General features: G+C 43.9%; 25 protein-coding genes and 4 pseudogenes. 24 read left to right on the top strand and 5 right to left on the bottom strand.

What is annotated here, in order from left to right; genetic code table 11:
• The first annotated feature begins 61 nt into the window (after nucleotides 1-61).
• From BDD30_RS11830 to BDD30_RS11765, 15 genes and pseudogenes are all read left to right on the top strand, one after another.
• Complete coding sequence (locus tag BDD30_RS11830) at nucleotides 62-526, top strand: head completion/stabilization protein (protein WP_015836357.1); 465 nt, start codon at nucleotides 62-64, stop codon at nucleotides 524-526.
• Nucleotides 526-728: pseudogene (locus tag BDD30_RS11825) on the top strand (tail protein X). Before BDD30_RS11830 ends, BDD30_RS11825 begins: the two are co-directional and overlap by 1 nt.
• 3 nt (nucleotides 729-731) lie before the next feature.
• A complete protein-coding gene (locus BDD30_RS11820; protein WP_015836355.1) occupies nucleotides 732-1,055 on the top strand; it encodes a phage holin, lambda family in 324 nt (107 codons plus the stop codon).
• A complete protein-coding gene (locus tag BDD30_RS11815) occupies nucleotides 1,048-1,443 on the top strand; it encodes a hypothetical protein (protein ID WP_015836354.1) in 396 nt (131 codons plus the stop codon). Before BDD30_RS11820 ends, BDD30_RS11815 begins: the two co-directional genes overlap by 8 nt.
• Nucleotides 1,440-1,826, top strand: a complete 387-nt coding sequence (locus BDD30_RS24215; protein WP_015836353.1) for a DUF2570 family protein — start codon at nucleotides 1,440-1,442, stop codon at nucleotides 1,824-1,826. The genes BDD30_RS11815 and BDD30_RS24215 overlap by 4 nt, the downstream gene beginning before the upstream one ends.
• Complete coding sequence (gene lysC, locus BDD30_RS11805; RefSeq protein WP_331430136.1) at nucleotides 1,798-1,974, top strand: Rz1-like lysis system protein LysC; 177 nt, start codon at nucleotides 1,798-1,800, stop codon at nucleotides 1,972-1,974. Before BDD30_RS24215 ends, lysC begins: the two co-directional genes overlap by 29 nt.
• Nucleotides 1,967-2,383, top strand: a complete 417-nt coding sequence (locus BDD30_RS11800; protein WP_015836352.1) for a phage tail protein — start codon at nucleotides 1,967-1,969, stop codon at nucleotides 2,381-2,383. Before lysC ends, BDD30_RS11800 begins: the two co-directional genes overlap by 8 nt.
• Nucleotide 2,384: 1 nt before the next feature.
• Entirely contained in the window at nucleotides 2,385-3,050 is a 666-nt protein-coding gene (locus BDD30_RS11795) for a phage virion morphogenesis protein (RefSeq protein ID WP_015836351.1), read from the top strand.
• Between the two features lie 37 nt (nucleotides 3,051-3,087).
• Nucleotides 3,088-3,726 carry a phage baseplate assembly protein V gene (locus BDD30_RS11790; RefSeq protein WP_041383041.1) on the top strand — a complete coding sequence of 213 codons (639 nt, stop codon included), beginning with the start codon at nucleotides 3,088-3,090 and terminating at the stop codon, nucleotides 3,724-3,726.
• On the top strand, nucleotides 3,723-4,064 hold the full coding sequence (locus tag BDD30_RS11785) for a GPW/gp25 family protein (RefSeq protein WP_015836349.1): 342 nt from the start codon (nucleotides 3,723-3,725) through the stop codon (nucleotides 4,062-4,064). Before BDD30_RS11790 ends, BDD30_RS11785 begins: the two co-directional genes overlap by 4 nt.
• A 2-nt stretch (nucleotides 4,065-4,066) precedes the next feature.
• On the top strand, nucleotides 4,067-4,975 hold the full coding sequence (locus tag BDD30_RS11780; protein WP_041382609.1) for a baseplate assembly protein: 909 nt from the start codon (nucleotides 4,067-4,069) through the stop codon (nucleotides 4,973-4,975).
• Nucleotides 4,968-5,581: pseudogene (locus tag BDD30_RS11775) on the top strand (phage tail protein I). Before BDD30_RS11780 ends, BDD30_RS11775 begins: the two are co-directional and overlap by 8 nt.
• Nucleotides 5,578-6,475, top strand: a pseudogene (locus tag BDD30_RS24210) (phage tail protein); the annotation flags it as partial. The pseudogenes BDD30_RS11775 and BDD30_RS24210, both read left to right, overlap by 4 nt.
• Before the next feature lie 93 nt (nucleotides 6,476-6,568).
• On the top strand, nucleotides 6,569-7,102 hold the full coding sequence (locus tag BDD30_RS25040; RefSeq protein ID WP_422615645.1) for a gp53-like domain-containing protein: 534 nt from the start codon (nucleotides 6,569-6,571) through the stop codon (nucleotides 7,100-7,102).
• Complete coding sequence (locus BDD30_RS11765; protein WP_015836343.1) at nucleotides 7,103-7,555, top strand: tail fiber assembly protein; 453 nt, start codon at nucleotides 7,103-7,105, stop codon at nucleotides 7,553-7,555. It abuts the gene before it with no gap.
• Nucleotides 7,556-7,655: 100 nt separating this feature from the next.
• Here the strand turns inward: BDD30_RS11765 and BDD30_RS11760 are convergent, their stop codons facing one another.
• Entirely contained in the window at nucleotides 7,656-7,913 is a 258-nt protein-coding gene (locus BDD30_RS11760; RefSeq protein ID WP_041382608.1) for a helix-turn-helix domain-containing protein, read from the bottom strand.
• A 70-nt stretch (nucleotides 7,914-7,983) separates the two neighbouring features.
• Between BDD30_RS11760 and BDD30_RS11755 the strand changes: the two genes are divergently transcribed.
• Nucleotides 7,984-8,256 carry a helix-turn-helix domain-containing protein gene (locus BDD30_RS11755; protein WP_041382606.1) on the top strand — a complete coding sequence of 91 codons (273 nt, stop codon included), beginning with the start codon at nucleotides 7,984-7,986 and terminating at the stop codon, nucleotides 8,254-8,256.
• Nucleotides 8,257-8,326: 70 nt separating this feature from the next.
• Nucleotides 8,327-8,575, top strand: coding sequence for a helix-turn-helix domain-containing protein (locus tag BDD30_RS11750; protein ID WP_015836341.1), 249 nt, complete (start codon nucleotides 8,327-8,329; stop codon nucleotides 8,573-8,575).
• Between the two features lie 391 nt (nucleotides 8,576-8,966).
• Here BDD30_RS11750 and BDD30_RS11745 read toward each other — a convergent pair whose 3' ends face one another.
• Nucleotides 8,967-9,305 carry a helix-turn-helix domain-containing protein gene (locus tag BDD30_RS11745; RefSeq protein ID WP_015836340.1) on the bottom strand — a complete coding sequence of 113 codons (339 nt, stop codon included), beginning with the start codon at nucleotides 9,303-9,305 and terminating at the stop codon, nucleotides 8,967-8,969.
• Nucleotides 9,302-9,661, bottom strand: coding sequence for a type II toxin-antitoxin system RelE/ParE family toxin (locus BDD30_RS11740; RefSeq protein ID WP_015836339.1), 360 nt, complete (start codon nucleotides 9,659-9,661; stop codon nucleotides 9,302-9,304). Before BDD30_RS11740 ends, BDD30_RS11745 begins: the two co-directional genes overlap by 4 nt.
• Before the next feature lie 236 nt (nucleotides 9,662-9,897).
• On the opposite strand from BDD30_RS11740, the gene BDD30_RS11735 reads away from it, so the two are divergent.
• The gene (locus BDD30_RS11735; protein WP_015836338.1) at nucleotides 9,898-11,070 is read left to right on the top strand and encodes a phage tail sheath protein; all 1,173 of its coding nucleotides are present in this window, start codon (nucleotides 9,898-9,900) and stop codon (nucleotides 11,068-11,070) included.
• 10 nt (nucleotides 11,071-11,080) lie between these two features.
• Nucleotides 11,081-11,596, top strand: coding sequence for a phage major tail tube protein (locus BDD30_RS11730; protein ID WP_015836337.1), 516 nt, complete (start codon nucleotides 11,081-11,083; stop codon nucleotides 11,594-11,596).
• A 101-nt stretch (nucleotides 11,597-11,697) separates the two neighbouring features.
• Here BDD30_RS11730 and BDD30_RS11725 read toward each other — a convergent pair whose 3' ends face one another.
• Nucleotides 11,698-11,973, bottom strand: a complete 276-nt coding sequence (locus BDD30_RS11725) for a helix-turn-helix domain-containing protein (RefSeq protein ID WP_041382604.1) — start codon at nucleotides 11,971-11,973, stop codon at nucleotides 11,698-11,700.
• Nucleotides 11,974-12,982: 1,009 nt separating this feature from the next.
• Here BDD30_RS11725 and BDD30_RS11720 point away from each other — a divergent pair.
• Entirely contained in the window at nucleotides 12,983-13,261 is a 279-nt protein-coding gene (locus BDD30_RS11720; RefSeq protein ID WP_015836335.1) for a hypothetical protein, read from the top strand.
• A gap of 1 nt (nucleotide 13,262) precedes the next feature.
• A complete protein-coding gene (locus BDD30_RS11715; protein WP_015836334.1) occupies nucleotides 13,263-13,574 on the top strand; it encodes a type II toxin-antitoxin system RelE/ParE family toxin in 312 nt (103 codons plus the stop codon).
• A gap of 239 nt (nucleotides 13,575-13,813) precedes the next feature.
• On the opposite strand, the pseudogene BDD30_RS24205 reads toward BDD30_RS11715, so the two are convergent.
• A pseudogene (locus BDD30_RS24205) lies at nucleotides 13,814-14,069 on the bottom strand (helix-turn-helix domain-containing protein).
• Nucleotides 14,070-14,525: 456 nt separating this feature from the next.
• On the opposite strand from BDD30_RS24205, the gene BDD30_RS11705 reads away from it, so the two are divergent.
• Genes BDD30_RS11705 through BDD30_RS11695 form a run of 3 tightly spaced genes read left to right on the top strand, consistent with a single transcriptional unit; the run spans nucleotide 14,526 to nucleotide 16,775 of the window.
• Nucleotides 14,526-15,200 (top strand): CDP-alcohol phosphatidyltransferase family protein, encoded by a 675-nt coding sequence (locus BDD30_RS11705; protein WP_015836333.1) that lies wholly within the window; start codon nucleotides 14,526-14,528, stop codon nucleotides 15,198-15,200.
• Entirely contained in the window at nucleotides 15,193-15,834 is a 642-nt protein-coding gene (locus BDD30_RS11700) for a lysophospholipid acyltransferase family protein (protein WP_015836332.1), read from the top strand. Before BDD30_RS11705 ends, BDD30_RS11700 begins: the two co-directional genes overlap by 8 nt.
• Nucleotides 15,831-16,775, top strand: a complete 945-nt coding sequence (locus BDD30_RS11695) for a phosphatidate cytidylyltransferase (RefSeq protein WP_197535144.1) — start codon at nucleotides 15,831-15,833, stop codon at nucleotides 16,773-16,775. The genes BDD30_RS11700 and BDD30_RS11695 overlap by 4 nt, the downstream gene beginning before the upstream one ends.
• The last annotated feature ends 289 nt before the right edge of the window (nucleotides 16,776-17,064 follow it).

Raw genomic sequence — 17,064 nt, 5'->3', positions numbered from 1 at the left:
CGGCACGGAGTGGCGATTCATTCAAAACTTCGTCCACCGCCCACCTATTCAGGGGAACTGTATGGATTTTATTTCAACCGAACCCGTAACGGATGCCGACACCACTATGGCCGGCGATGACTTTTTCCCCGCGATCAAGATCAGCCGCTACCGTGACGAGATGCGCACCGATGGCACTGTAACACTAGAGCGCTTAAAGCAGGCCATCACCAACGCTATTGTCGAGGTCAATCGCGAGCTGAATCGTTGGCGATTGCTCAATATTGCTAAGGGATACCACACATTAAACGCCATTCCCTCAGCCTGCATTAATGAAGAAAGCGAGCTGGTTTATCTGTATTACCGCGCCATCTTTAGCCTGACCAAAGTCAATTTGACTGAGCATTACCGCGATATCGACACCACCCAGACTGGCAGTAAAAAGGCTGAGGCGATGGAAACCACTATTGACGACTTGTGGCGAAATGCGCAATGGGCGATGCGCCGGATACAGGGACAGAATCATGTGATTGTGGAGTTGATCTAATGTGGGTAAGGGCACAACAGTATGACACCGTGGATTCATTATGCTGGCGCTACTATGGACGAACACAGGGAGTCACTGAACTGGTATTAGAAGCCATCCCGGTTTGGCCGATTTTGGGGCCATCCTGCCGCATGGTACCGAGGTTGAATTGCCTGAAATCACTCCTTCCCCTGTCATGCCCATCATTCAATTATGGGATTAGAAAATGGACAAACAACCGGATTTATGGGCCGATTTATTGAATGGCCTGAGAAATTTATGGCCGCAAATATCCGGCTCCTTGTTGGCTGTATTGATCTGTTATGGCCGTCTGATTTATGACGGCGTAGAGCGGAGAAAACGCTGGGTTGAACCGTTGCTATGTGGCGCGTTGTCGTGGGGTGTTTCCAGCGGGCTGGAACTGTTTGGCATTCCTAGCAGTGTTTCACCGGCTTTGGGGGGCGCCATTGGTTTTATTGGTGTTGAAAAACTACGTGAATTTGCCCTTCGTGCAATCAATAAACGTTTGGGAGACAAATCACATGACTAGAGGTGTTCGCAACCATAATCCGGGCAATATCCGCCACGGCGATAAATGGCTGGGATTGCACGACATACAAACAGACCCGTCATTTTGTCAATTTGTATCACCAGAATACGGCATACGGGCCATTATCAAGATTATCCGCAATTATGAACGAAAATACGGATTGAACAGTATCCGGCAGATAATTTCTCGTTGGGCGCCCCCGAATGAAAATGATACCGAAAGTTACATTGCATATATGAGCCGGTCGGTTGGTATTCTCTGTAACGTGGTAATTGATGTTGATAACCAGGTGATCATGACCCGATTAGTTTGCGCCATCATTCAAATAGAGAACGGACAGCAACCATATTCCGATACGATCATTAAACGGGCGTTTGAGCTGTTATGAGGTTCAATCTGCACATACTCACCTTGAGTATGCTTATGCTGGCGGCAGTGTCTGGCCTGCTCTGGTTCTATTACGGTGAGTATCAGCAGAAAAGCGATGAATATCAAAAACTGAGCCAGCGGTATGAACAACAGCAAACCATTACCGATAACGCATTCCAAACCATCAGGATAATCAATGATATCACACGGGTTAATAACGAAAATCGCAAGCGATCAGCGGTGGATTCCGCACAAATTCAGGCGGCTATCAAAACTGTTGTTGTCGGTAATGATTGCGCTAGTCGTGCTGTTCCTGATAGGGCTGTTGTCCGGTTGCAGCAGCACGCGAACCGAATACGTTCAGGTACCGTTGATGCCGATTCCGACGCATCTGCTCGCTGACTGTCTGCCCCCGGTCATATCCGACACAATGACATGGGGTGATAGTTTGTTGCTGAATGCACAGTTACTGGCGGTTATTGAACAGTGCAATCTGGATAAACAGGCCATTCGACAAATAGAACAGACTAGAGAAGTGACACATGAATAAGCCTAACGCCTTGCGAAAAGTTCTGACAGAAAAGATCTCCTACTTGCGTGACAACCCTGAATACCTGCACTTATTTGTTGAAGATGGCACCGTGCTGGCGACATTGGCACTCTCCTTGTCTTACGAATATGAATACACGCTAAACCTGATTATTGAAGCCTATCCCGATGATCAGGATGTGCTCATGGCGGTTATCGTGTACTGGATACGTGAGCACCAGCCAGATATTTTCGCTAATCCTGACAATCGCCGCAGCGGCTTTACCTTTGACGTGAATATTCTCAATGATGACACCGCTGATATCAGTATTGATCTGAAACTGACCGAGTGTGTACTGGTCACCCAGCAAGGGCAGGTCAGCACAGTGAGCGCCATTCCTGAGCCTGAAAACCCATTTGACAGGTGGTGAGATGAACAGTGACGCATTGCAGCCTTTGGATACCGCACTAACCGCCTTGTTGAATCAACTTTCTCCCATCAGTCGAAAGCAACTGGCCCGTGATATTGCGCGAGACTTGCGACAGAACCAAATGCAGCGTATCCGATCCCAGCGTAATCCTGACGGTAGCCGCTTTACCCAACGTAAGGCACAAGCCCTCACTATACAGCATGGTATGAAGTTCATCTGGCGCGGTGAACCTCGCACCCTGAAAGGTTGGCAAATCCGCAAGGGCAAGAAGGGTGAAACGATTACCGGCTATGATGCCGAGCGTAAAGGTCAGCGTACTTTTTACAAATGCGATATCCAGCGTTTCCTGGACGTCAAAACCGATCGGATCAGTACCCGGAAATCCAATAAAAAGGCCCGAATGTTTAAGAAACTGGCTACTGCGCGTTACTTACGCTTGTCTGCTAATGACCGGGAAGCCGTGATCTTTTTTGCTCCAAAGGTAGCTGCTATCGCCCGTGTGCATCAGTTTGGGTTAAAGGAACGCATGAAAGGGAAAAACATTGAAGTCAAATATCCATCGCGGCGACTTTTGGGACTGACACAGAGCGATATTCAACATATTGAAGATCAGATACTTTTTCACCTCACCCGTGGATGTGTGCTAGCTAGCACACAAACCCGATGACGTGCAGGTAGGGGTATTGGGTGACATTGTTGTCTGCATGAACACACAATTAACTGAACTGTTGCGCCGACTGCGCAACCTGATCCGAATCGGCGTCATCACCCAAGTAGATACTACACGGGGCATGTGCCGGGTTATGACCGGCAATCTTGAAACCGATTGGTTGCACTGGTTGACATCCAGAGCGGGAAACTCCCGCACATGGTGGGCGCCCAGTGTTGATGAGCAGGTTTTATTGCTATCTCTTGGTGGTGACTTGACCACAGCCTTTATACTGCCTGCGATTTTTTCTGATGAGTTTCCAGCCCCTTCGGCATCGCCGGAAGCGGTGTGTATCGCTTTTCCTGATGGTGCTGTGATGGAATATGAACCACAGACCAGCGCCTTAACTGTCACAGGCATTAAGACCGCCATGATTACCGCGTTGGCTTCCGTGCATGTTACTGCTCCAGAAATCACTTGTATGGCTGGCAATCAGATTACATTAGATACATCGACCCTCATTTGTACCAACCATCTGATTACGGGCAGTCTGGAAGTGAAAAAAGGCGGTACTATGCGCGGTAATATCACCCATATAAACGGTGAATTCAGTTCTAACGGGGTTGTGGTGGATTCGCACCGACACAATGGTGTACGCTCCGGTGACAGTACATCGGGAGTCCCCATATCATGATGTACCTTGGTATGAATCAACAAACGGGTGAGGCTATCAGCGATATCGCCCATGTTCGCCAGTCAGTCAGCGATATCTTGCTAACGCCGATGGGTAGCCGTATTACTCGCCGCCAATATGGTTCGTTGTTATCCGAACTGATTGATGCGCCCCAAAATCCTGCTTTACGTTTGCAAATTATGGCTGCGTGCTATACCGCCATCCAGCGATGGGAACCCCGCATTACCCTGACCGCTATCACTATCAATCAGGGTGAAGCCGGACACATGACTGTTGATATCAGCGGCCAATATCAGCTATCCAATGTCCCGGTTGCTTTTTCTGTGCCTTTGGGGTGACCATGCCGCCTATCGACCTTAGTCAGTTACCGCCGCCGGAGGTTGTCGAACTACTGGATTTCGAAACCCTACTGGCTGAGCGAAAAGAAAAACTGATTTCACTGTATCCGCCAGAGTATCGCGATGCTATCACCCGCACGTTGGCGCTGGAATCCGAACCTATCACCAAGCTATTGCAGGAAAACGCCTATCGGGAATTGCTCTTGCGTCAGCGCGTCAATGAGGCAGCGCGGGCGGCAATGGTGGCGTATGCCACAGGCCGCGACTTAGACCAACTGGGGATGAATAACAATGTGCGGCGTTTAGTATTGCAGCCCGCTAACAATCTCGCCATACCGCCTATCTCTGCGGTGTTGGAATCTGACGCTGATTTTCGGGTACGCATTCCGCAAGCGTTCGAGGGGTTAAGCGTCGCCGGCCCTGTGGCGTCCTATGAATACCATGCGCGCAGTGCTGACGGACGGGTTGCCGATGCGTCGGTGATAAGTCCATCGCCTGCCTGTGTTACAGTCAGTATTTTGTCACGTGAGGGGAACGGTGCGGCCAGTGATGAATTGATTGCGGTCGTGAATACTGCTCTGAATGATGAGGATGTTCGCCCCGTAGCGGATCGCCTGACCGTACAGTCTGCGGAGATTGTTGATTATCAAATTGATGCCGTGCTGTACCTGTACCCAACCCCAGAATATGAGCCGATATTGCAGGCTGTGCGTGAACGGCTGGCGCGTTACACTGCCGAGCAACACCGGATTGGCCGCGATATCGTGCGCAGTGCCATTTTTGCTGTTTTACATATGCCTGGTGTTCAGCGTGTTCACCTGAAAGCTCCGGCGCGGGATGTGATTCTGGGTAAAACTCAGGCGAGTTTTTGCTCGCATGCGCAGGTAGTGGTTGGGGGATCAGATGAATAACAGCTTGTTGCCTGTCGGATCATCACTGTTGGAAGTGGCCGCCGCTGAAGCCCTCGCCAGTCTGTCAGATGTGCCGGTTCCCCTTCGTGAACTGTGGAGTCCTGAGCGGTGTCCAGTGAAATTGCTCCCCTATCTGGCGTGGGCGTGGTCAGTTGATCGCTGGGATATGGACTGGCCGGAGAGTACTAAACGCGTGTCAATTAAGATGTCGATGTTTGTTCATAAGCACAAGGGAACAATAGGCGCTATCCGCCGTGTGGTGGAGCCATTCGGTTATCTCATCCGTGTTATCAATGGTGGCAAACCAATGATGTCCCCGGCACTTTCCGGTTGGATATTGGCGTCATGGAAACGGGTATCACCGAGACCACCTATCAAGAACTAGAGCGATTGATTTTTGATGCCAAACCCGCTTCACGGCATTTGGTCGGAATATCTATTCAGTTGAAGACCGGCGGCGAAAATTATTGCGCGGTCGCCAGTTACAGCGGTGATGTATTAACCGTTTACCCCTATATCCCGGAATCAATCACCGTCACCGTCACTGGCTCTGGTGTAGTAGGGGCTGGAGTGCATATTATTGATGATGTGAGGATTGAGTCATGAGGACCAAATATTTTGCCCTGTTAACCCGATTGGGCGCGGATAAGCTGGCAAATGCTGCCGCGTTGGGTACCAAGATTGAAATCACCCATATGGCTGTTGGTGATGGTGGCGGAAACTTGCCGACACCCGATACTACACAGACTAAACTGGTTAACGAACGCCGCTGTGCGGCGATGAATGAACTAAATGTTGATCCCAAGAACACTAACCAAATTATTGTTGAGCAAGTAATCCCCCGAAAATGAGGGCGGTTGGTGGATTCGGGAAATTGGTTTGTTTGATAAAGACGGCGTACTGATTGCAGTCGGGAATTGCGCGGAGACTTACAAACCGCAGTTACAGGAAGGTTCTGGGCGTACACAGACTATTCGCATGGTATTGATTGTCAGCAGCACCGACATAGTAACATTGAAAGTTGATCCCTCGGTGGTGTTGGCAATACGGGAATATGTGGACGAGTTGATTCAAACTCATGTGAATAACCGTAACCATCCTGACGCTACGCTAAAAGATAAGGGTTTCGTTATCTTGAGCAGTGCGGTAGACAGCAGCAGTGAAACCTACGCGGCAACCTCGAAGGCGGTTAAGGCGGCATATGACTTGGCAAATGTCGCGGATAATAACGCTAATAGCCGTGTGCCTGCTAATCGTAAGGTGAACGGGAAGGCGCTTTCCTCTGATATTTCACTGAATGCGGGGGATATTGGAGCGTATACCAAAGGGGAAATCGATTCTCGTGTGAATGAAGTTAAAATATTGGCAAGCACGGCAAACCAGAATGCGACTGATGATAATGACAATGCTAATAGTCGATTGTCCAGGAAGGAGAACGGCGCTGACATTTCTGACAAAAATGCTTTTGTGAAAAACCTCAATTTGTTGGAGACGGTGGTGTTGGCTAAAGGGGCAGTACCGAGCAACCGGAAAATCAACGGTAAGGCGTTGACTGGGGATCTTAGTTTGGGTGCTGGAGATGTAGGGGCGTATATGCGAGCAGAGAGTGATAATACTTTCTTGCGTATTTTTAGCGATAAAAGCGCCACTGTTGGTAGTTTACTGATTGATAGCAAAACGCCCTTTCCTGAATTGCGTTTCAAATCGAAAGATGGGTATGTGATAGGAATTAACGGCTCAGAAGGAAAATTGTTGCATATTTATTCTAACGATCAGAGCAATCGGCGGCGTTACAATATATTAATGCCTGAGCGAAGCGGTATCCTTGCGCTACAAAATGCAGCGATAAAATCTGAAAATGGTTGGTGGCAATGCGGGGATACGGGAATAATGATTCAATGGGTTAAAGTTGCATCCAGTCAACAATCATGGGTAAAAGTCAATTATCCAATTTCTTTTAAAAATAAGTTCTTTGGCTATATCGCAAGTATGTCGAGTGTCAATACATCAACAGGTCACACATTAGTACGTAATGCAACACTATCGACATTTGAATATCAAGCTGGCACTCCTAACAGTAATGAGAATCCAGACAGAGTTGTATATATATTATTTTGGGGGGTATAAATGGTTTATTTCTCCAGAAAAGAATGCGCTTTTTATAATGAAGCTTATAAAGAATGCGTTGAAATAACAGCAGAAAAACACAATGAATTACTCGCCGGGCAATCGCGCGGTTTATCAATTGTCAGTAATAAAGAAGGTTATCCAGTACTCATTGAACGTGCTCCGTCCGTTTATCATAAATATGATGGTGAAAAGTGGATAATATCAGAAAGTGATAAAATAAAGCTTAGACGGGAACAGCAACAACAAGCAGAACATAAGAAACAGCAACTTATGCTCACTGTAAGTAAACAGATTGCTCCGTTACAAGATGCGGTAGATTTGGAGATGGCGAGTGATGAGGAAAAATCGCTGTTAGCCGCTTTGAAAAAATATCGGGTATTACTGAACCGCGTTGATGTTAATTTAGTGCCAGATATTCATTGGCCCGAAAAACCCAGAGTAATAGAATAAGGGTTGCAATAAACTGGCTCCAATAGTTAGACAGTCTAGGCAGCTAACATGGCCTAGGTTCGATATTATACCGAACTTAGACCATTTAGTTGAGAATTAGTCACTTTGAGGAATTATTTCGGATAACTCGTTCAATAGGTTGTCCATTCTCATCAAAATATCGGCTTGGCCAAATTTCTGAGGGGTGTACTCCGAGATTGTTAGCAATAATCCATTCTCCTTTAGGCCAAGGTCGTGATAGAGCATTAGCTAATGTAGATGAACTAAGTCCCTCCTTACGTGATACCGCTGCTAAGGTAGTGCCGAGCTTACGTAAGGCAGCGATAATGTCGGCGGTATGCCAATCTTTTTTATTCATTTTCTTTATATCTCCATATAACAAACGCAATGAATTATCCTGTTTTGGGATATTAATCAAGGTTAAAGAAATGGCATCGATTTATTCATATGAATATCAACTGGTTATAAAAGCTCTTCGTAAAGCTAGGATAGAAAAAGGTATTACTCAAAAGAGCTTGGCTCAAGCCTTAGATCGACCTCAATCATTTATTGCTAAAATTGAAAATGGTGAAAGAAGGTTGGATGTGGTTGAATTTGTGCATATAGCACATTTGCTATCTGTCGATCATGGACTAATTTTAGGAAAAATACTGTTCAAAAAACTACCTAACAAGCTAATACGATCAGAGCTTATAAAATAAAAAATCCCATTTTGGTATAAATCAACAATCGGTTGATATTTAATCCTAAATGTTTAGTAGGATTGAATATATGGTTTCAATTTACTCTGATGAATATCAAGTAGTTATCAAAGCACTCCGTGAGGCTCGTATAGCAAAGGGAGTCACACAAGAGAATTTAGCTCAAGCGCTAGATCGCCCTCAATCGTTTATTGCGAAGGTTGAGAATGGTGAAAGAAGATTGGATATTGTGGAATTTGTTCATATAGCACATTTGTTATCATTAGAGCCAAGTGTTCTCATAAAAAGAATCCCAAGAAGATATTCCTCAATATGCTGATACCTTTCTATCTATACCAGTTTCATCAGATAGCATAGCTAAAGAGGGATTCACACAGTTAACCATGTGGTAGAACAATTAGGGTTTTAATATCCCTGAAATTGTTTTTTTATACCCCGCGTTGTGCAGTGTCTATACACGTTTTACTTGGCTAACACTACAATTGGGACTATCTGTGCTCCTTTTGCGCAGATAAACGTTCCGATCTAGGTTGGAGCGGGTGCTGGTTTATGAGGTCGGCCTTTTCAGCTATATGGATCAAGCGGATTTTGCGTAAGGAACTACGGGAACGAGGTATTGAACCGAAAGGTTGAATCTTGTGAAATGCCAAGAAGCACCCATTCTAGGTGCCTCTTGTTTTGAATTGCTCTAACACCTTTATATGTGGGTCTTAGCCTACCGTAACTTGAACAGGTTTTCCTATACGAGTTAACATATTAACTAATGCGTCAATGGTGAATTTATTTACTTTTTTATTCACAACGTCAGATACTCTTGGACGAGAAATGTGCAATACCGTTGCTACTTCAGTTTGTTTCATTTTTTTATCTGCAATCCATAAAGTAATTTCTTCCATTAACTGCTCTTTGATTTGCAATGTGTTTTCTATTTCTCGTAAAGAGGTTGCATGAAGTTGCTGAGCCTCTTGCTCAGTAAAACCTAACTCAGAAAATATATTATGTCCGGCTGGAGTTACCCTACGAATTTCAGTGTCAATTTTAGTGGTCATTTGATATTTCTCCGCTGCTGGATAACTGCGTTATATCGTACTTTAGCGATATCCTTATCATGTTTATTCGTTTGTTGAGTTTTTTTCTGAAAACTATGCAATACATAAATAGCTTCATCGAATTTAGCAACATACATAATACGATAAATACCTGTACAGTCTCTTAGTCGTATTTCTTTTACGCCAGAACCGATGTCAGAAAAGGGTTTCCAATCTTCAGGATCTATTCCATGCTGTATTCTATGAAGCTGATAGCCTGCGTCTTTACGTGCATCTGTAGGAAAGGCTAACAAATCTTCATAAGAAGAGCCAATCCAGGCAATTTCTTTCTCTGTACCGCTCCTGATTTTCGTCATAGTTTCCCTTCCTTACCTGATTGTATAAAATTTTATACAATTCTGAGTAAAGTTACAAGAATTGTCGCTTCATTTATCGTGCTCGGCATGAGTCTTTTGATTACCTAAGGATGGACATCTCTAATACTCCTTTTATATCCTCCACTTTGTGCCATTCCTGATACTTACCCAATCAACTGAATTTTATTGTCACAGCGCTCACCATAGCGAAATCACCATCACTGGAGTCTTTCGCTATGGCACAAGATTATCATCATGGCGTCCGCGTGCAGGAAATCAACGAGGGCACGCGCACTATTACCACTGTCAGCACCGCTATTGTCGGGCTAGTCTGCACAGCGGATGATGTTGACACCAAAGCTTTTCCCTTAAACACACCAGTCTTGTTAACCGACGTTCTGACTGCCAGTAGTAAGGCAGGCAAAACGGGCACATTGTTTCATGCTCTGCGAGCGATTGCTGACCAGTCCAAACCCGTGACTGTTGTTGTGCGTGTGGCTCGGGGGGAAACTGAAGTAGAAACCATGTCGAATATCATTGGTGGCGTTACCGACGAGGGCAAAAAAACGGGAATGCAGGCGCTACTTGCGGCACAAGGGCAGCTCGGTGTTAAACCACGCATTCTAGGTATACCCGGTCACGATACCCAACCCGTCGCAACAGCCCTTGCCGACATTGCTCAAAAGCTGCGGACAATGGCTTATGTTAATGCCTATGGCTGCAAGACCATTGCCGATGCTATCAAATATCGCAACAACTTTAGCCAGCGTGAACTGATGTTGATTTGGCCGGACTTCCTCAGTTGGGATACGGTCAAAAATAGCGAGTCTATCGCATACGCAACTGCACGTGCGCTGGGCCTGCGTGCCAAAATCGACGAAGAAACCGGCTGGCACAAAACCCTGTCCAACGTTGGTGTCAATGGTGTGACAGGGATTTCTGCCGATGTCTTTTGGGATTTGCAGGATGTTGTCACTGATGCCAACCTGCTTAACCAGAACGCCGTTACAACCTTGATCCGCAAGAATGGTTTTCGTTTTTGGGGTTCTCGCACCTGTTCGGATGATCCGTTGTTTCAGTTCGAGAGTTACACACGCACGGCGCAGGTACTGGCTGACACGATGGCTGATGCGCATATGTGGGCAATTGACAAGCCGCTGACGCCTTCATTGGTACGCGACATTATCGAGGGCATCAATGCCAGGCTGCGCGAACTAAAAGCCAATGGTTACCTGATAGACGGCCAGTGTTGGTATGACGAAAGCGCTAACACCAAGGACACCCTGAAAGCAGGCAAGCTGTTCATCGATTATAACTACACGCCGATCCCGCCATTGGAAAACCTGCTGTTGCGCCAGCGCATCACTGACCAGTACCTGATGAATTTCGTCAACAGCATTAACAGCTAAGGGGCTACTCATGGCATTACCTCGTCAACTCAAATACCTGAATTTATTTAATGATGGCAATAATTACATCGGCGTTGTGGAAGAAATGACGCTTCCTAAACTGAGCCGTAAGCTTGAAGCTTATCGAGGCGGTGGCATGAATGGCACTGCTTCGGTGGACTTGGGGCTGGATGATGGCGCTCTAGATACCGAATTTTCTCTCGGTGGTGTCGAGTCCCAACTTTACCGCCAGTGGGGCATTGAGAAGGTGGACGGCGTTTCTCTGCGCTTTAATGGCTCCTTTCAGCGTGATGATACCGGGGAAGTGATTGAGGTCGAAGTCGTAATGCGTGGCCGCTTTTCGGAATTTGACCACGGCAGCTATAAACAGGGCGACAACAGCCAGACCAAAGTCAGCGCCAAAAACACTTACTTCAAATTGACGTGGGACGGAGAAGTCCTGGTCGAAATCGACACCGTTAATATGGTGGAAATTGTTGGTGGTGTTGACCGTCTGGAAGCCCACCGACGCGCCATCGGTTTGTAACAATTGAACGCTTATCATCTTCACTATAGGAACATTCACCATGACTGAACAAACCCCCATCGTCCAGCCGGAACACGCTACAGTGACACTTCAAACTATATTCAATTTTCGGGAGCGTGCTTGTAATTCACTAAAATCTGATGGATAGACAAAACAATATCAGCAAGATCATCATTTACAGTATAAAAATAGCACTCAGGGACGTTTAATACTTTGGAAAATGCACACATTATTTCGAAGGTCGGTTGATGAGTTCCATTTTCGTACTGCGATACTCTCGCTCGTGCTGATTTTTCATCTATGCCAGCCGCAATCCCGAGTTTTTCTTGTGTGATATTTGCACGTAAACGAGCGGCTTTTAAACGTTTGTTAATCATAAAGTTAACCATCAGTTATTAGAAATGTAGCTGACGATATATTTAACATCTCTTAGTGCTTTTTTTGTCAAAATTTACTTAACAAAAATCATATATACCCAATAAATTTCGAGCCGCAGCGCGGCGGCAAGTGAACGAATCCCCAGGAGCATAGATAACGATGTGACTGGGGTGAGTGAAAGCAGCCAACAAAGCAGCAACTTGAAGGATGAAGGGTATAGTGTTAACGACACTAACAGTAATCATTTAGCTATTAAAGAGTATTATAATGTTTAGTAACTTTGCTAAAGAATTTGCTAGGAAGTACCACATTACGCATATTTAAGGGACATCTCAGGATTCGGAAAATAAAGTACGTTAATCCGGCAACAGTGGTCGTAGTAGTCTATGCTGTTGCGCCAGAGGTAATTCCCAGCTAGGTTGATATACTCTTACCTCAGCGATAACAGATACTGCAATAGTGACTTATCGAAGATACTTTCCTGTTCGGCCTTGATAAATGAAAAAGCCTACAGTATGTGGGATTGATAGATCTGTTAATGTGATTATTAAATTTTAATTAATTATTTCTTATGAGAGTAATTTGTGGTGAAAGCCCCGTTTAAGGGGCTTTGTCGTCAATGTGGACATTGGGTGGACGATGATAGAAAAAGTATATTTATTTTCAATATGTTATGTGTTGTATGTAGACACCATCCCTGTCTTTTCCCCCGCCGATTTGGCGGTTTTTTTTTATCCGGTTAAGATTAATTCATTTTAAAATTAATCAGATAAATGTTTTGTAAACAACTGTAAGTAACGCGGAAATTTTTAAGTGTGGACACTTTTGAGTGTTACGGTTGCTTGTTACTGCTAAATTTCTATGCCGCTATTTAGTGGATTTAACGTGATTGCAAATAGTCGGGTGCTAGATGAGTATACGCCATAGTGTGTTGTTATAGGCTATTGTGCTAATATGACAACACAAATGACAACATGTCTTGAGGCAATAGTGAACTAAGGAGGATGAATGGAGACGATTCATTTTCGTATTGATGAAGAAACCAAGCGCTTAGCCATGCAAACTGCCAAACGCCATCAGACAGACTTAACAAAGTTAATGAGACAAAAAGCCGAAGAGTTGGCGAACGAAGAACGTGAGTATCAAAAAAATATCCATGCTCACTGGTTAGAAGCGGAAATTGAGAAAGCAATTGACCGATGTGAAAACGGCTTGGCTCATTTTATTGATGATTCTGAAAGTCATCGCCGAATGGCCCTACTGCGTAATAAGCTGAGCAGGGGATAAAGTGATACGTATTTCATGGGAAGAAACCGCCCAAACTGACCGGGAGCAAATTTATCTCTACTTCTTTGAACAGGCTGGGCTGTTATTGGCTGATAAAATTGATACAAAATTTTCGGAAATGGCTGAACTCTTGAAAGTTACCCCGTATCCAGGCATAGGTATAAAGGCTCGTGACAGCCCAGATGAGCGTTATAGAAAACTAGTTGTCCCTCATTTTCCTTTCATCATGCTTTACCGTTACGATGAGGATATAGAAAGTATAAAAATTCTTAGAATATTGCATACCTCTAGAAAAATAACCGGGCTTTTTTAAGTAAAAAACTTTGAAGTGAATCTAAAAAATATTCCAGCCAGATAAAAGTTTTATAAGCAACTTTGTCCATGATGTAACCACCATAAATTGAGTGGATCGCTTAAATTTTGTCTATCTGATTTTTTACCCAATTTGCGTAAGAACGGCGGGAACGAGATATTGAACCGAAAGGTTGAGTCTTTTGAAATACCAAGAGGCCCCCGTTCTAAGTGTCTCTTGAATAACTTTATGTGTAGGTCTTAACCCACTGTAATCTGAACAGGTTTCCCTATACGGGTTAACATATTAACTAATGCGTCAATGGTGAATTTACTTACCTTTTTATTCACAATTCATAAAGTAATTTCTTCCATTAGGTGTTCTTTGATTTGCAGTGTGTTTTTTATTTCTCGTAAAGAGATTGCATGAAGTTGCTGAGCCTCTTGCTCAGTAAAACCTAACTCAGAAAGATATATTATGTCCGGTTGGAGTCACCCTACGAATTTCAGTGTCAATGGCCCTATTGCAAGGAGTTTTCCACCTGGTTCATATATCGTATTCCACAATACAATGGCGGCCGTAAACAATCGTACGTTTTACTAGATTTTTTATGTCTTGTGTATCTTCATTATAAGCAGGGGTGATAACCTCATTTTTGATGGTTTCTGATTAATGAGTTCAAAATAATTATTTTATTATAAATTTCATATACTTATGGTTGGTTGGGTGTTGTGAGGGTAGAAACCCAGAAAAAAATCGGGGCTTATGTCGATGTGGTCAAGGTGTGGGTGCTTATTTAAATAAATCTTTTATTACATTGTGTTGCGTTAATAAAGTGAATTCCATCCCTGTCTTTTTCCCTGCTGATTTGATGGTTTTTTTGTTGTTGTTATTCTGACCAATCCTGTTTATCTTATTTCATTTAACTTAAGTAGATTTAATTATTCATGGTTCTCAGGAAGGGAAATACTTATGTCTGGTAATGAGATAAAAGATCGACGTCCAATTAAAACGCGCGATGCAATATGGGCTGGAAAAGCGGCTAAATGGCTGCAATATCATGGGGTGACACCAAATGGCATATCTGTTGCTAGCGTTGTTTTTGCGGCATTAGCCGGATTGTGTTTCGCAATCTGTTTTTGGAGCCGCTCTTCTTGGCTAACTTCAGGGTTATTGATTATTGGAGCTTTACTTATTCAAGCCAGATTAGTGTGTAATTTACTGGATGGAATGGTTGCTATTGAGGGAGGACTGAGGACATCTGTTGGCGCTGTTTTTAATGATCTTCCAGATCGTATCGCTGATTCTTTTATTTTAATTGGTTTAGGTTGTGGTTTAACTCTTTTTCCATTTGCGATTTCTCTTGGCTGTATTGCTGCGTTATTGGCTGTTTTGACGGCTTATATTCGGTTATTAGGTGGTACTTGCGGTTTACCTCAGCGTTTCCTTGGCCCGATGGCGAAACAGCATCGGATAGCATTGATTACTGTTGGTTCAATTGTCGCGGCTTTTTTACCTCCGTTATGGGGCCAGTATCTTTTACTAATGGTATTAATCGTGATCACATTGGGTTGTCTCTGGACATGTATTCGACGAACCAGAGTCATGTTGAATGAATTGCAAGAGAAGGATGCTTGTAATGAATAAATCCCAAGAAGTGACATTGGTCAGTAAGGGTATGGGGTCTTTTTTGTCTGGGCTTTGCCGCTTATTAACAGGTGTGAGAATTCGCTGGATTGGATGTAAGCCATCAGTGGCTTCCCGGATTTATTATGCCAATCATACTAGCCACTTGGATGGATTAGTTATCTGGGCTGGGTTTCCTCGAGTATTACGTTATCGGGTGCATCCGGTCGCTGCCCGTGATTATTGGAGTAAAACCCGTTTGCGTAGGTATTTTATAAATAAAGTTTTTCGGGCTGTTCTGATTGATCGTAAAGGAGAGGATGGTTTAAAAGAAAGTACTCTTACACCAATGGAGGAAGTGTTAAAACGGGGAGAGTCTTTAATCTTATTTCCTGAAGGGACACGAGGAAGTGGGGAACAAATCAATAAATTTAAAGGTGGTCTGTATTATTTAGCGAAGAAATATCCAGATGTTGAGCTAATTCCTGTTTATCTGGAAAATTTAAACAGAGTTTTACCAAAAGGATCGGCACTTGTTGTTCCTGTTATTTGTTCGGCAACATTTGGCCAGCCTTTGGAAAAATTGAGGGAAAAAGAGGAAAAAGCCGATTTTCTCCAGAGAGCTCGTCTGGCATTGGAGGCGTTAATATTATGACTGTGCTTAATAATAAATTACTCCTGTTACTGGGTGGCATGTTCGTGCCGTTAATTGTTGCCAGTATTGTTGGCGCAGTATTGTCCTCGAAATATTCAAAGGATAACAGTAATGCGACAATCGATAATCTGAATGCCCGCATCCGAGGTTGGTGGGGGATGTGTGTTATTTGTTTGTTATCAGTAGTTATTGGGCCAATCGGTTCGGTTTTATTATTTGCAAGTATGTCATTTTTCGCTTTACGGGAATTTTTTACTCTGACTCCAACACGACGAAGTGACCATGAGGCCATGTTCTGGTGTTTCTTTATTTTTATGCCATTGCAATATATTGCTGTTGGTATTCAGTGGTATGGTGTGTTTTCTATTTTTATTCCTGTTTATGTTGTCCTGTTTTTACCCGCCCGTATTGCGTTGGCTGGTGATACGACTAATTTTCTTGAGCGGACGGCTAAGATACAGTGGGGAATGTTAGTTGCTGTATTTTGTATCAGTCATGCACCTGCTTTATTGATGTTGAATATTCCTGGCTATGAAGGGGAAAACGTCGAATTACTCCTGTTTTTGATGATTGTGGTGCAGATGTCGGATGTTTTGCAGTACGTGTTCGGTAAATTATTTGGCAAACATCCTATTGTGCCTAAGTTGAGTCCTAATAAGACAGTTGAAGGTTTTGTCGGCGGCATTTTGGCTTCAGTTTTATTAGGAATGTCGCTTTATTGGGTAACGCCATTTTCTCCGTGGGAAGCAGGTTTGATGTCGTTAGCGATTACGTTGATGGGTTTTATTGGTGGCTTGTGTATGTCAGCGATAAAACGCGATAGTGGTATTAAAGATTTTGGTGAAATGATTGAAGGTCACGGAGGTATGTTAGACCGAATCGATTCTTTATGTTTTTCTGCCCCAGTATTTTTCCATTTGACACGTTATTTTTATACGTAATGGAAAAATATTAGCGTAATGAATGAGGGTTATAAATGTTAGCACTGTGGTGGTGTTTACCACAGTGCTGGTTTTCGCTTTGTGGATGGGGAGATTAAGGATAGGATTTCTTGGCGGTTGACCGATGAGCAGTAAGAGCAGGGAGCATAATTAAATTACTTTTTATCAAATAGATCTCAAAAAGGACTCATTGTTAATGCAGACTTGGTTTTTTACCGTATTATATGGAGGGTTGAATCAATTCAGCATGATTGTTTCAGTACGACGGTAGTAACAGGTTAAAAGTAAT

It is taken from the genome of Photorhabdus asymbiotica (genome assembly GCF_003634575.1).
In the GTDB taxonomy this organism is placed as follows: Bacteria; Pseudomonadota; Gammaproteobacteria; order Enterobacterales; family Enterobacteriaceae; genus Photorhabdus; species Photorhabdus asymbiotica.
Note: the sequence above shows the minus strand (reverse complement) of the source record. Positions and strands in the feature narration are given on the sequence as shown.